Origin of the sequence: Fulvivirga ligni (genome assembly GCF_021389935.1) — a bacterium.
Taxonomy (GTDB): domain Bacteria; phylum Bacteroidota; class Bacteroidia; order Cytophagales; family Cyclobacteriaceae; genus Fulvivirga; species Fulvivirga ligni.
Window position 1 is genome coordinate 3,334,221 of the sequence record NZ_CP089979.1, and the last position, 14,395, is coordinate 3,348,615.

General features: G+C 37.7%; 11 protein-coding genes. 9 read left to right on the top strand and 2 right to left on the bottom strand.

Features of this window, described 5'->3' with window-relative positions; all coding sequences use genetic code 11:
• Window positions 1–16 precede the first annotated feature (16 nt).
• Window positions 17–862, bottom strand: coding sequence for a helix-turn-helix domain-containing protein (locus LVD16_RS14230; protein ID WP_233768931.1), 846 nt, complete (start codon window positions 860–862; stop codon window positions 17–19).
• A 105-nt stretch (window positions 863–967) separates the two neighbouring features.
• On the bottom strand, window positions 968–1,390 hold the full coding sequence (locus LVD16_RS14235) for an OsmC family protein (protein ID WP_233768932.1): 423 nt from the start codon (window positions 1,388–1,390) through the stop codon (window positions 968–970).
• A gap of 575 nt (window positions 1,391–1,965) precedes the next feature.
• Between LVD16_RS14235 and LVD16_RS14240 the strand changes: the two genes are divergently transcribed.
• The 9 genes from LVD16_RS14240 to LVD16_RS14280 all read left to right on the top strand — a co-directional run bounded on the left by LVD16_RS14240 (window position 1,966) and on the right by LVD16_RS14280 (window position 14,359).
• Window positions 1,966–2,370, top strand: a complete 405-nt coding sequence (locus LVD16_RS14240) for a hypothetical protein (RefSeq protein ID WP_233768933.1) — start codon at window positions 1,966–1,968, stop codon at window positions 2,368–2,370.
• A 112-nt stretch (window positions 2,371–2,482) separates the two neighbouring features.
• A complete protein-coding gene (locus tag LVD16_RS14245) occupies window positions 2,483–3,301 on the top strand; it encodes an alpha/beta fold hydrolase (protein ID WP_233768934.1) in 819 nt (272 codons plus the stop codon).
• Window positions 3,302–3,473: 172 nt separating this feature from the next.
• On the top strand, window positions 3,474–4,052 hold the full coding sequence (locus LVD16_RS14250; protein ID WP_233768935.1) for a DUF308 domain-containing protein: 579 nt from the start codon (window positions 3,474–3,476) through the stop codon (window positions 4,050–4,052).
• A 95-nt stretch (window positions 4,053–4,147) separates the two neighbouring features.
• On the top strand, window positions 4,148–5,041 hold the full coding sequence (locus LVD16_RS14255; protein ID WP_233768936.1) for a helix-turn-helix transcriptional regulator: 894 nt from the start codon (window positions 4,148–4,150) through the stop codon (window positions 5,039–5,041).
• A gap of 75 nt (window positions 5,042–5,116) precedes the next feature.
• Window positions 5,117–5,953, top strand: a complete 837-nt coding sequence (locus LVD16_RS14260) for an SDR family oxidoreductase (RefSeq protein ID WP_233768937.1) — start codon at window positions 5,117–5,119, stop codon at window positions 5,951–5,953.
• Between the two features lie 1,332 nt (window positions 5,954–7,285).
• Window positions 7,286–7,819: an RNA polymerase sigma-70 factor gene (locus tag LVD16_RS14265; protein ID WP_233768938.1), complete on the top strand. Its 534-nt coding sequence runs from the start codon at window positions 7,286–7,288 to the stop codon at window positions 7,817–7,819.
• Window positions 7,820–8,014: 195 nt separating this feature from the next.
• The gene (locus tag LVD16_RS14270; RefSeq protein ID WP_233768939.1) at window positions 8,015–9,154 is read left to right on the top strand and encodes a FecR family protein; all 1,140 of its coding nucleotides are present in this window, start codon (window positions 8,015–8,017) and stop codon (window positions 9,152–9,154) included.
• A 172-nt stretch (window positions 9,155–9,326) separates the two neighbouring features.
• Window positions 9,327–12,926: a SusC/RagA family TonB-linked outer membrane protein gene (locus LVD16_RS14275; RefSeq protein ID WP_233768940.1), complete on the top strand. Its 3,600-nt coding sequence runs from the start codon at window positions 9,327–9,329 to the stop codon at window positions 12,924–12,926.
• Window positions 12,927–12,937: 11 nt separating this feature from the next.
• Complete coding sequence (locus tag LVD16_RS14280; protein WP_233768941.1) at window positions 12,938–14,359, top strand: RagB/SusD family nutrient uptake outer membrane protein; 1,422 nt, start codon at window positions 12,938–12,940, stop codon at window positions 14,357–14,359.
• Window positions 14,360–14,395: the final 36 nt, after the last annotated feature.

A 14,395-nucleotide genomic window follows, 5' to 3' on the forward strand; every position in this document is an offset into this window, starting at 1 on the left:
GTTGCAAAAGATGACATTAATCTCTCATTTTAATACGATAATCGGTCGGAGTATGGCCAAACTTATCATGGAAGCTTTTAGTGAAATTGGCCAAATCGTTAAATCCACAATCAAAGGCGATGTCAGTTATTCTCTCGTTTGAAATAATGAGGAGTTCGGCTGCTCTTTCTAATTTTTTGTTTTTGATATAACTGGCGGGTGAGTCATTATACAATTTCTTAAACTCTCTCTTAAAAGAAGATAGGCTCAGATTAGTTCGTTCTGCCAGTTCTTCTACATTGATCTGAGAAAAAAGGTTGGCCTCTACTATATGTTTTATGGTGTAGGTAGTTGGTGAAAAAAGCTGGGAGAGTATCACCTGAATAGTGCTTGCATTGCTGGTTTGGGATAATAGTAGAATGATCTCCTTCAGCTTCAGAATCAAAATTTCATCATTCACCATGGAGGGGTTTTCGAAATAAAACAAAAGACCCTCTATGTATTTTTGAATCAGAAAATCATTGTTAACCCTACTATTAGACTGATTAGAAATCTGACTGTTCTTTTGAAAAATTACTGGCAGCTCCTTTTCATAGATTTTCTTCAAGATGTCAGGATGGAAAGTAACAATTACAATTTCACCATCGCTATTATTAATATCCTTTATTTGCTTGCCAGGATGAATACAATTGAGCAATAAGGCATGATTGGCAGGAATATCCGTGTGTGCATCCTGAAATTGAAACTGCATCTCACCATTTCTCATATATAAAAAGCATGCCTGTTCTGCAGTGGGAAAAGCAAAATCAAAAGGAGGTTCTATTACCACTCTTTGAAGGAATTGCTTTCCAAATAGATCAATTTTTTTATAGTCAACAACCATTGCTGTATAATAAGTAGAGTAAAGTTAATAAACAATGCCTACACATAAGACATGAGTCATGGTGCAGGCATTGTTGTTTCTATAAATCGTTATTCTCTGATGGATTTATTCAGCGTTCAATAGGCGCGCTTCGGAACTGATAGGTATGTTGAGTACTTTAGATATCAAACAATTACGCTCAGCTTCCTTTGTGATGGCTTCAAATTCTTTCAGGCTGATTCCCGACACATTACCAGCAATAGATAAGTGCACTCCGGTAATGTTAAAACCTTCCATAGATACAGTGACCTTTGTATCTAATGATTGAGGATCGAAACCCTTTTCCGTTAGGGCAAAGCCCACAGCCATGGTAAAGCAACCTGCATGTGCTGCCGCTAATAATTCTTCAGGGTTAGTACCCATTTCACCATCCTCAAAACGGGTTTTGAAACTGTAATTTGTATTATTTAATACTTTACTCTGGGTTGTTAGATCCCCCTTACCAGTTTTGACATTACCAGCCCAGTGTGCTTGTGCTATTCGTTTCATTGTATTTGATTTATTTTGTATTGTCATTATTGACGTATGCAAAGTTGTTGATGACAGGGACTTGGGAGTTTGTTAATTGGTTCAATTATTTGAGAATTTGGTTCATTTAAAGGGAGTTATGAGTTTTCCTTTTTGCACATTTAGACCAATCCATCAGTCTAATTACCTTCTGACTTGAATGCTCTCATAATAGCGAGAGGATCCTTTTTTGCGCTTTGGCCAGGTATCATAATTATTGATTATAGGTTTGTCTGGATGGACAAAATCAAAAATCAACAATCAAAATCAACAGGCATTTTCACCACCCTATTAATTATAATTACTTTGATTTCGATCATTCTCATAATACAGTAAGGGCCATTGTTTTAACGTGTTAGCATTGGCGCACTCGCGGTTTTATTTGTTTTTGCTCTATAAGTCAATATCCAATTTTAAATGACATTGTGGTATTATATAATTGGGTCCTCTACATGGACCAAATTCACAAATCACTGATCTTTTCTGCAAAATCTTCAGCCTCAAAAACTTTCAAGTTTGTATTGTCAATAGTGACTTACAACCCATTTTATTAGACAATGAAAACATTAAAATTGATGATGGCAAGTGCGTTTTTTGCCATTATATTTTCATCGGGTGCTCTTGCACAGGATTCTCCCAAAATTATAGCGGTGCTTAATAGAGCCAGCTGGTGTAGTGTATGCATGGCCAATGAAGAAAGAGCTGTAAAGGCTTTTCAGGAAAATAACAGCGATGGTGCCTATCAATTTGTCATCAATGACCTAACCAGCAAGGATACTGCGCGAAAGTCTGCATTGGAAATTAAGCATCTTGGACTCACGGAGGCCATGCAACCATATAAAGCCGCTGGCCTGGTATGCTTATTTGATGCCAAAACCAAGGAACCTGTCAATCAATTGCTCATATCACTTCCAAATGAAGATATAGGGAAGGCGATGACCATGTTCAGGAAAGATAGATAATCATCAATCATCCAACTCAGTCTGAATTTTCTTCAGGCTTCAAATCAACCGATGATGCACAACCGTGTATGGTATTGCATTCTAAAATTAAACATTCAAAAATCAGATAATTATGAAAATTATAAAAAGAATAGCTCTTTTATTAATGTTAGTATTTACATTAAATGCATGCGCAGATGATGATAGTCCATCAAAAAGCCCTTCCACCTTTGTGCTCGTTCACGGAGCCTGGCAGGCCTCTTTTGTTTGGGATAAATTGAAAGCAGATTTAGAGAAGGAAGGCCATAAAGTGGTAAAAATAGAATTACTCGGGCATGGAGAAGACCAGACTCCTGTATCAGAAATAACATTTGATGGATATGTGGCTCAGGTTACGGCCGCTATTGAAGCATTAAATACTCCGGTTATTTTGGTGGGGCATAGTTTAGGGGGAGCAATAGTAACTCAGGCTGCTAGCAAAGTGCCGAAGAGCATTGATAAGCTGGTTTATGTGGCTGGTTTTATTCCGAAGAGTGGCAGTAGTGTGTTCGAATATTCTGGTATGGATGAAGGCACATCCATACCATCAGCGCTGGAATTTTCTGAAGATGGAAGCACCGTGACTATTGCTCATCCGGAAGTGAATATGCGTGAGATATTCTGTCAGTATAGTTCTGATGAAGATATTCATTTGTTAGTGGAAAAGCTACGTCCGGAACCAGTTACGGCTGCTGGTACTCCGCTCAACTACAGTGCTGAAACATATGCTGGTATTAGCAATAAATACTATGTATTTACTACAAAAGACCAGGCCATTAGCTATCCTTTTCAGCAACAAATGGCTAAGGAAGCGAACATTACCAATACTTATGAAATAGAAGCCGGGCACAGTCCTTTTCTCTCCAAGCCTGATGAACTGGTGCAGATCTTTAACACCATTTTGGAAAAATAGATCTCATTTCTTCAAAGAATAAGGTAGTTCGGTTTAGGGCGGACTACTTTTTTTATGAAGAAAAATTGAGCCAAAAGGCCAAATTACTGAGCTGATTTACAAAATGCAGCATGCTCAGATGGACCAACTTTGTATTGTAATTAATGGAATCAGTCATTTAAATAATAAAATCATGAGTACAATTAATCAATCATCAGAGGGCTTGCATCAGGGTGCCAAGGCGCTCCGAAATATCTATTTCATTAGAGTTGCTTTTTCGTTAATATGGGCCATCTCATTGGTCATATCTTTGAAATCAAATGCTTTTGTTGCCAATATACTCTTTGTAATTTATCCGCTATGGGATGCCATAGCCATTTGGCTTGACCTTAAAGCTAATACTTCCGAAGCATCTAAGGTTTCTCAATATATAAATCTGATCATTAGTGTTTTAACTGCCATTGCCGTAGCGTTGGCACTTCGTGCGGGTGTACCTGCAGCTATGATGGTGATAGGAGCCTGGGCCATAATTGCCGGGCTGGCACAGCTTACTTTAGGCATTAAAAGACGTAAAGCTCTTGGCGGACAGTGGCCTATGATCATTAGTGGTGGGCAATCAGCCCTTGCGGGCAGCTTTTTTATTGCCATGGCAAATGACCCTAAAATGGGTATTTCCAGCCTGGTAGGATACTCACTATTTGGTGCGTTTTACTTTTTATTGACGGCCATCAGGTTAAATATGAAAATCAGAAAGCAAGCGTCCCTTTCATAGCCATTTTCATGATAACCTGTTAAACCTTTCCTGATATATCTACTGTTAATAAGGTATTAAATCGGTAATATAGAAAAGTTAAAATACAGGAGTAATTGGAGTCCTTAGAAGAATTTTATCAGCATAAATTTAAGAATCCTCCTAAAGTGAGATATAAAGAGATAGGTATGTTTGATGTTTTTAGCATTGAAGAAAACATCAAACATAATTATCAAACGCCTCCATATGTTAGAAGAGATTTTTATAAGATAATGCTTTTTGAAGGTGAAAATGTTTTTCATTATGGAGATGAAAGTGTAGCCGTTAAAGATAGTTCTCTGCTGTTTTTTAATCCTTTTACTCCCTATTCCTATGAAACCTTAAAGCCAGATACTAAAGGGTATTTCTGCGTTTTTAAGGAGGAGTTTTTTACTGGAAATTTAAGCCTGAATCTGAAAAATCTTTCTTTGTTTAAACCAAAAGCAAAACCGGTCTATGAGCTATCAGGCCATTTTTTAGAGGAGGTTCACCAGTTGTTTGCTAAGATGATCAAAGAAATGGAAGGCCACTATGACTTTAAATATGAACTGATTAAAAGTTATATATCGGAAATCATTTTTAATGTTTTAAAATATAATCCGCTACAGGTTCCGGCACAATCAGCTGATGCAGGTGCACGTATAACATCAGTTTTTTTAGAGTTGCTTGACAGACAGTTTCCAGTTCAAAGCACTTCACATCAGTTCACCTGTCGAACACCAGCAGACTTTGCCGATCATTTGGCGGTACACGTTAATTACCTTAATCGGGTACTTAAAACTACCACCGGGAAAACTACCACTGAGCATATTGCTGAGCATCTGTTAGCCCAGGCAAAGACCCTGTTGAAGTATACCAACTGGAATATAGCCGAAATTAGCTATGCGTTGGGATATGAGGAGCAATCACATTTTAATTCTTTTTTTAAGAAGCATACCAAATATTCACCCACTGAATTCAGGAATATTTGATTGGCGCAAGCTATGGTTTGATTAACATAAATTAAAGGAGTAGTGCATCCATAACTTTGTGAAAAACACAGAATTATGGAAAAATCAAAAGTATGGTATATCACCGGGGCTTCGAAAGGGCTTGGGTTATCTTTAACGAAACAGCTATTACGAAAAGGCCAAAAAGTGGCTGCAACCAGTAGAAAGGCAGACGCATTATCGGAGCAGGTGGGAGAAGAATATGGCTCTCAGTTTTTACCACTAGAGGTAGATCTGACCAGTGAATCATCTATCCGGGCATCAATGAAAGCCGTAATAAATCACTTTGGAAGTATTGATGTGGTGGTAAATAATGCAGGGTATGGAACTGGGGGAGCCTTGGAGGAGTTGGATCAGAAGGAGATCCATCAGAGCTTTGAAGTTAATTTTTTTGCCGTAATAAAAGTGATACAGCAAGTGCTTCCTTACATGAGAAAGCAGCAAAGTGGTCACATTTTTAATATCTCATCCATAGCAGGTTTTGCTCCTGGCACCGGTTGGTCTGTATATGGTGCTGCCAAAGCAGCCATAAATGGTCTGTCTGAAGGTCTGGCCAATGAATTGAAACCATTCGGTGTAGTTGTCACTATAGTTTCTCCGGGCTGGTTCAGAACCAGTTTTGCAAAGGAGGACTCCATCGAGCTCAGTAGAAAACAGATTTCTGACTATGCACATGTCAGATCAGCGCATGAGAAGTTCAAATCAACAGATGGTAATCAAATAGGAGATCCTGAGAAGGTAGCTGACGTTCTGCTCAGTATCATCTCATCAACAAATCCGCCTATTAATATATTTTTGGGGAGCGATGCATATGCCAGAGCTTCTAGTAAAATAGGTGAACTAGTTAAAGATAATGAGAGATGGAAACACCTATCGTTTTCTACGGATTTTTAATGAAAATAATTGAATGAAAAACAGTATTGCCTGATTTCGATTCTGCGATTACAAACTTTTTAATAATCACAAGTATTCCTGACACCGTATTACACACCTCAACTTCCGCTTCGAATTGATAAGCACAACAACGCTACTAAATTTTCAGAGATTGCTTTTGTGAGTAAATACCTAGCAATAAAGATGGAGGTATAATACTACTGCCAGCAACACTAACACGGATGCCTTATTGTCTCCCTGCTCGCTGGGTTAGAATGATTTGTTTAGCTGTTCTCATGGTCTATAACAGTCTCACGAAACACTGCTTATAACAATTAAATCCAATAAAAATGTACTTGACAATTTAAATTGTATAGATCTTTCTATTTGCTAGGTTAATGCAATGTTTGAAATCATCATTGAAGCGCTCAATCTGAACTCACAACTATATCTGTTGCACCTGGGGAACCCTGAAAAATCGGTAATACGAAATATCACTTCTTAGTTATTCACTTGGCGCTTGAGAAATACACATCGGTTATCAACCTTTTAGCACTCTTGGAAACTGGTAAAATTATCAGTTTTAATTGTGACCTAGATGTTATCAAAATCTTTTTTGATCAATGAATTTTGCGTTGAGAAAGCCAATCGCTCCAAAATTTTGGATGTCGGGCTTTTAGAGTTATAGGTTTAGGGGTTTCTGCGGATAAATCGTAGAATTTTTGTGATTGAATATCATAAATAAGAGCTGGAGAACTAATGAAAAATCTTCCTTCAGAGAATCTGTCAATTTTTAAAAATTCCTTTTCTTCGGTTTCTATATATATAGGGTGTGTACGTACCGGCATATCTGGTATCTTATTTAAATAATTATTTCATCTGTCTAAAAGACATACAATCATAGAAGGTCACACAAGATAGATTACGTGAAATCCGATTATGACGAAAATATAAGTATATTAAAGTATGATATAAAAATCAAACGGATATAAATAGTTTAATAACTATTAAAGCAATGCCACAGTACTATAATTAAAAAATCTGGGATATCAGAAGGCTGGTCAGGATTGAATCTAGTCGAGGAAGTAAGCCCATTTAAAAATGGGCAGAAGATGATAAAATCGGGCTAATAATTCATGTAAGAAAGAGGATTTCTTTATTTCCATAATGTCCTATCCTCTTCTCAAATTGATATATTCAAATAAGTTTTATGGAGTTTTCAGGAGTTGAGACTTAACTGTAATTTTATTACCCACCAAACTCGCAACTAACTATCACTTTTTTTGAAGTGTAGAGTTAATTTTATTTAAATTGCTGTTTAATATCTGAAAATCAGACCTTTTGAAATAGCCTTTGAATACCTCCTCACTTAAGTTAAATGAATTTAAAGAACTCTTCAAATCTTTATACCCATCCTTGTGCTTTTTCGCAAATTCGTACCTTAAAGATGAAGCTGACTCACAGGATGTAGTTCAGGAAATTTTCTTAAAAGTATGGGAAAATGAGGTGCAGTTTATCCATAAAAATGCTGCCAAGTCTTACTTATATAATGCAGTGAAAAACAGGTGTCTGGATATACTTTCGTCATCTCGTATGAAAGCATTAGATGATAGAGTGCCTATAGAGTCGATTGAAAATGTATTCAGTGATTCATTCTTTTATAAAGAAGTGATTATCATTGAAACCAGTGAGGTAATTTCCCAGGCGTTGGACAGTCTTCCTAAAAAATGCCAAGAGATAATTAATCTGAGTCTTAAAAAATATACTAATCAAGAAATAGCCAGTAAATTATCATTGTCTATTAATACGGTTAAAGCACAAAAGAAAATTGCATATAAAAAACTCCGTCCACTGCTGAAGCAGTATTATCATTCTCTTTTTGAATAAATATTGTAGAGCTAGAAACCTAGAATTAATCATTTTAAAAATGAAACTTTCTTTGTGATCTTCTCAAAAATCCCGCTTGAAAAGAATGTCTGTGATGTAGATGTTAATATTTTATTCTATAAAATTTAAAAAATTTAAATTTTTCTTAACCCCCTTTTAATACTTCATCGTCTTAGGTGTAGAAAATATTTTAATATGCTACACTTCAATGAAGTCATTGAATTTTCAAGGAAACTATCTAAGGCTCTTTTAAAAGGTAAGAAACCTAAGGGGATTCAATCTTTAACTTTTCTTAATGATCGTGAAAAGGAGGAGGTCATTCATAAGTTGAATGATGATTCTCACTGGGAGAACTATAATAGATTCATGAGCGATATTGATATAGATAGCCAATGGGACGAAATGGAGAAGAAGATTTCTCTTGGTAAAGTGCGAAAGTTTGGGTATTTAAAATATGCGGCAGCTATAGCTCTGGCGGTAAGTGTTGGTGTGGTTTTAAATTTTTTTATTGAGACACATAACGCTGAAGAAGAGCTTGAAATAGTAGCAGGTTCTGAGAAAGCCATTTTAACCTTGGAAAATGGCGAAGATGTTGAATTATCTAAAGTGGTTGCTTATAATAGTTCGCAAGCCCATTTAGTAGACGATCAGTTACAGTATAAGAGTTTTGGACGGGCATCTATCAGTTATAATTATCTCACTATACCGCGAGGGGGTCAGTTCTCGCTCAGACTATCTGACGGCACCCAGGTATGGTTAAATTCAGAAACCAAGTTGAAGTATCCGGTTGAATTTGTTTCAGGACAAACCAGAAAGGTAGAACTGATCTATGGTGAGGCTTATTTTGATGTTTCTCATAGTACTGATCACAATGGAGATGCCTTCCAGGTAGTAGCACAGGGACAAAATGTTCAGGTCTTAGGTACCGAGTTTAATATCAGGGCCTATGCTGAAGAAGAAAACATATATACTACCTTAAGCAAAGGAAGTATCGCCATTCATACGCCTAAGCAAAAAAATGTGTTACAGCCTGGTGAACAGGCTATTACCCACAAGACAGACGCTAATATGACTATACACCAAGTAGATGTCGATTATGAGGCAGCCTGGAAGAATGGCTTATTTATGTTCGAAAAAGAATCACTTGCTGATATGATGAATGAATTGGCTCGCTGGTATGACGCTGAAATAGTTTTTGAAAACCCTGAGAAAAAAGACTATCACTTTTCGGGTTTACTGCACAGAGAGGAAAATATTGCTAAGCTTCTTAATACTCTCGAAAAAACTAAAGAGGTAGAATTTCAAATAGTAGATAAAAAAATAATTATTAAATAGTATGTGAAAATAACAAAAGGAATTAAAGTCAGCACCTTCCACAGCATCAGACTGAAATTCCTTTTAAGCTTAATTACTTAAACATAATGCCTAAATAACTATGCACAAACTTACTAAAAACAATTGGAAAAGCATCCTATTTGCTTCTAGTTCTCCAATGCACCAAGTCCTTATGAAAGCTTTTTTATTTTTATGCTGTACTGTAGTGTTAGGAATTAGTCCCAATTATGGTTTATCGCAAGATAGTCCTATTTTTATCGAAGAAGATCAGATATTATCTCTAGAAGAAACCTTTAATCTGATAAGATCACAGACAGATTACCAATTTGTTTACAGGTACGATGCACTCAAAGATGCTCCACCGGTACAGCTGCAAAAAGGGAATATTACCACTTCAGCTCTACTTATCAAGGCCCTGGCACCCACAGGCTATGCTTATGATTTTGAAGATAACACAGTAATAGTTACTAAGGCTAAAAAATCAGAGCAGCTGCCTCAGCTAGTTACCATTCAGGCGGTCACGGTTACTGGCGTGGTTACAGATTCAGTAGGCTCTCCGCTACCTGGAGCTACCGTGCAAATTGCAAACACTAACACGGGGGTATCAACTGATGCGGATGGTAGGTTTTCTATTTCCAATATCGAAATAGGTACCACGCTCATCATTTCCTACATAGGGTTTAGACCTGAATCGATAGTAGTAAGTCAGGAGAATATGTCAGGGCTCAATATCATACTTCATGAGGATATAAACACCTTAAGTGAAGTAGTGTTTGTCAGCACTGGTTATGAAACACTATCCAAAGAAAGAAGTGCAGGGTCTTTCGCCAAGCCTAAAATGGATGTTTTTCAAAACCGAAGCAGCACTATGAATGTGGCAGAAAGATTAGATGGTCTGGTACCTGGTCTGGTAGTTAACCGGAGTCCTGGTGCCGAACTGTTTAACCCACTTTTAATTAGAGGATTGTCTACAACACAGCTGGCTTACTCATCACCCTTAATTGTGGTGGATGGCGTACCTATTGCAGATATAGCTCCTCTAACCAACAGTAACGTTCCTTTATCAGGCCTTTTAAATATTAATCCTCAAGATATTGAAGATATTACGGTACTTAAAGATGCCACTGCTGCTTCTATCTGGGGAGCCAGGGCTGCCAATGGAGTAATTGTCATCAATACCAAAAAAGGCTCCGCCACAGATGGAGTTAAATTTCAATATGATGGTTTTGTAACCTGGGAAGATACCCCTGACTTGGACTATTTACAAACCCTTGAGAGCAGAGAGTTTATTCAGGTGGCAGAAGATATTTTTAATCCTGAAAGAAATAGTTATAACGATGTTACTGCCTACACTACATCAGGCAATGGCATACCGCCTCATGAGCAAATATTATATGACAGATATAGAGGCACTATTACGGAGGCCACAGCACGAAGGAGATTAGATAGCTTAGCGTCAATAAATAATAGAGATCAGATAGAAGATATTTGGTATAGGCCTTCTATACTAAGTTCTCATACTCTATCGGCGTCAGGAGGTAATGGGGGTTATACCTTTTATGGTTCTGCAAACTATACCGGAACACAAAGCCACAGGCCTGGTGAAGAAGATGACAGATATAAACTGAATATTAGGCAAAATTTTGATGCCGGTAAACGAATTAACATAGATATTATCACTGATCTTACTTATCAGGATAAATTCAGCCCCAACAATATCACCGTAGACAGTAGGTATTTACCTTATCAACTTTTTAAGGATGAGAATGGCAATAATGTGGACATATCTCATATGACACAGCTGAATGATTCAATCAGGACGGTGATGGAAAATGCCAGCCTTCTTGACTTGAGCTATACTCCTTTGGATGAGGTAGATTATGCCTATACCAAAAACGAAACAAAATCTATCAGAAACATTCTGGGAGCTGAAGTGAAGATATTGGAAGGCCTAAAATTTCAGGGTAAATACGGATATACTGTGAATTTAACTGATAATGAGGTGTATAGAGATCATTTAGCAGTTGATCAAAGAATGCAATTGGCAGAGTTTACCGTGGTAAGTGCTCCTGGTAGCGCTCCTCAATATCTTCTTCCTGCTACAGGCGGTAAATACACAACTAGAACCACTAATGTTGAATCCTGGACGATCAGGAACCAGCTCTCTTTTGTGAAAAACTGGAATAAAAGAAAGCATCAATTGAACTTAATTGCTGGACAAGAGGCACAGGAGCAACTTAGTGTAATCAAGACTAGTGAGGTACGGGGCTATGATGATCGCTTGCAAAGTTACGAGCAAGTAGATTATGGCCAGTTATTAAGCGTAGCCAATGTTGTGAAACCTAATCAGTATAATTACCCTGAATACGGATTAGTTACCAGCGGTTTAAACTCCGAGCGATATTTCGGACGTGCTGAAAATACCACCCGTTTTACCTCTTACTATGGCAATGCAGCATATACCTACAACTTAAAATATTCGGTGAATGCCAGTGTACGGAATGATCAAAGTAACCTTTTTGGATTGGCTAAAGCTGCTCAGAATAAACCGGTTTGGAGTGTAGGTGCTAAATGGCACATTTCAGACGAAGTGTTTATGCAAAATATCGACTGGCTAAATTATTTATCACTAAGAGCTTCATACGGTATTACCGGTAACGCTCCTACCCCTGGAACTGCTGCCTCATTTGACATACTCTCGCCCGTGTCCAGCTTCTTTTTCCCGGAAACAGGCTTGCGGATTTCAACCCCGGGTAACAGAAACTTAAGTTGGGAGCGTACTGCCACTACCAATTTTGGTGTTGATTTTGGCTTTTTGAATCGTATTTCAGGTTCACTAGACTATTATCAAAGAAGAACTACTGATCTTATAGGGGTAATTCCGGCTAATCCCTTGGCCGGTTATAGTACTGTTACCGGAAACCTGGGTGATCTTGAAAATGATGGAGTGGAGTTGTCATTACAAACCAGAAATGTAGTGCTTAAAAACTTCTCATGGTCTTCCATTATCAACCTGGCTTATAATGAAAATAAAATCACCAATCTTAGTTTGGTTGAGGAAACCACTTCCGGGGCGAGGAGAGTAGATGAGCAATTTGTGGTAGACTACCCTGCATTTTCACTGTTTGCTTATGACTATGCAGGTCTAGATGAAAACGGAGACCCGCAGGTACGCCTTGCTGATGGTACTATCACTACTGAATCCACTGTAACTGTTCCTGAAGATATCAAATTCATGGGTACTACCCAGCCTAAATGGAATGGTGGTTTTATGAATACATTTACCTATAAAAATTTCTCATTAAATATAAATACCGTGTTTAGCCTGGGGCATGTTATGCGAAGAGATGTTAACCGATTCTATTCTGGAAACAGATTGATACCTCAGACTAATAATTTTCAAACAGGAAATATTCATCAGGAATATTTAGATCGATGGATGGAGGCAGGAGATGAAGTCTTTACCCATATCCCACGGCACGTGGATGTAGAGGATGGTACCCGAAATACAGACTATTATGTTGAAGGAGATATAAATGTGATTAGCGCTTCATTTATTAAAATAAGAGACATCAACCTGATTTATAATTTACCTTCCAAAATATTTGGTAAAACTGGTATGGATCAAATAGCTCTTCGAGCTCAAGTATCGAATATTCTAGTTTGGGCTAATAATGATTACGGTATAGATCCGGAATATCATTTCTTTCAGGGAATCAGGTCGCCTTGGCCAGGTCAGAGATTCACCTTTGGTTTAAACGTAAAATTTTAAAAATCATGGTTATGAAGTTCATATTTGAAAGATATCATAAAATATTGTGTTTGGGACTGAGCATGATTTTACTTGCTGCATGTTCTGATGAATTCCTTGAAATCATCCCTAAAGGTCGGTTGATTGCAGAAAAAGAAGTGGATTATGACAAAATGTTATATAATCTAGATTTAGTTAATATAAGAACTGCCAATGCTCAAGTGCCACTGGGTGCTGAAATGATAGCATTCGAGCCTAATATAAGCAGCTCTGCCTTGCGCACACAAAGGTTGTATAATTGGGAAGGCTTAATTTATGAAGATGAGGAGAATGCCGGTGAACTAGAGCTGCCGATGGAGAACCTATATATCTATAATAAGATCATCAACGAAGTATTAGATGCGACTGAGGGTACAGAGCAAAAGAAGCTTTCTATTTATGCAGAGGCTAGGGCAGGTCGTGCCTGGACCTACTTCTTACTTATTAATTATTACGGGTTACCCTATAACGAAGAAACATCATCTACTGACCTGGGTTTTCCCTTACTTGAAGAAGCAAACCTTATTGCAGGTAACTTTACCAGAGCTTCTGTTACAGATATTTATCAGCTTATAGTTGACGATCTTGAAACAGCTATACCTAACTTGCCTACAATAGTAGAGAGCAGGTTCAGGTTTACCCGTGCTGCTGGAAAGGCATTATTAGGAAAGGTTTATACCTTCATGGGAAAATTTGAACAGGCAAGCTCATTTCTTGAACAGGCCTTAGTTGAAATGCCTGATGTTGGAATTGATGCTCATCTGATGGATTACAATCAGGGCTATAGCAGTCAAAGAGTAGATACTGATCCTGAGAGTCTTTATGGAAAGCAGTTTATTAATAACTGGGCAAATACTAGCAGTGAGTTGACAATTAAGCCGGAGGTAATGTCATTATATAGCGAGAGTGATTTACGCTTACAATACTTGTATCAACCAGCGGCGACAGATGGAAATGCTTATCCTTTGGAAAATACTTATAGAAAGAGAACAGGCAGTGGCCAGACTGCATTTGGAATACGTGTACAGGATGTATATTTACTTAATGCGGAAGTGAAATGTCGTAATAATGATATATCCGGTGCGGTAGAGACACTGGAGTATTTCAGAAGCCACAGAATGCCTGAAGAAGATGCAGCTGTTCCTGCTGATATTGCATCTGATCAGGAAGCGTTACTTAGGTTTATTTTTGACGAGCGCCTTCGAGAATTTGCCGGCTTAGGGTTCTATTGGTTTGACATGAGAAGACTTACCGTTGATCCAATGATACCTACTCTTGTATCTAGTTTTACCCATACAATTTATAATGCTGATGGGATTGTACAGAGTGAATACCAACTTACCGAAGAGCGTCTGGTTCTCAGGTTCCCTCAAACGGTGATGGATCAAAATCCAAATCTTATCAATAACGATTAGTTATTTAATAAGCGAAAAGGTAGTTCCTGCTAGGAT

What these genes read in the sequence shown, in the direction of transcription:
- LVD16_RS14275 (WP_233768940.1), top strand. Translation starts at nt 9,327, where the DNA reads ATGAAAGCTTTTTTATTTTTATGCTGTACTGTAGTGTTAGGAATTAGT.
- LVD16_RS14235 (WP_233768932.1), bottom strand. Translation starts at nt 1,390, where the DNA reads ATGAAACGAATAGCACAAGCACACTGGGCTGGTAATGTCAAAACTGGT.
- LVD16_RS14230 (WP_233768931.1), bottom strand. Translation starts at nt 862, where the DNA reads ATGGTTGTTGACTATAAAAAAATTGATCTATTTGGAAAGCAATTCCTT.
- LVD16_RS14260 (WP_233768937.1), top strand. Translation starts at nt 5,117, where the DNA reads ATGGAAAAATCAAAAGTATGGTATATCACCGGGGCTTCGAAAGGGCTT.
- LVD16_RS14245 (WP_233768934.1), top strand. Translation starts at nt 2,483, where the DNA reads ATGAAAATTATAAAAAGAATAGCTCTTTTATTAATGTTAGTATTTACA.
- LVD16_RS14240 (WP_233768933.1), top strand. Translation starts at nt 1,966, where the DNA reads ATGAAAACATTAAAATTGATGATGGCAAGTGCGTTTTTTGCCATTATA.
- LVD16_RS14280 (WP_233768941.1), top strand. Translation starts at nt 12,938, where the DNA reads ATGAAGTTCATATTTGAAAGATATCATAAAATATTGTGTTTGGGACTG.
- LVD16_RS14270 (WP_233768939.1), top strand. Translation starts at nt 8,015, where the DNA reads ATGCTACACTTCAATGAAGTCATTGAATTTTCAAGGAAACTATCTAAG.
- LVD16_RS14250 (WP_233768935.1), top strand. Translation starts at nt 3,474, where the DNA reads ATGAGTACAATTAATCAATCATCAGAGGGCTTGCATCAGGGTGCCAAG.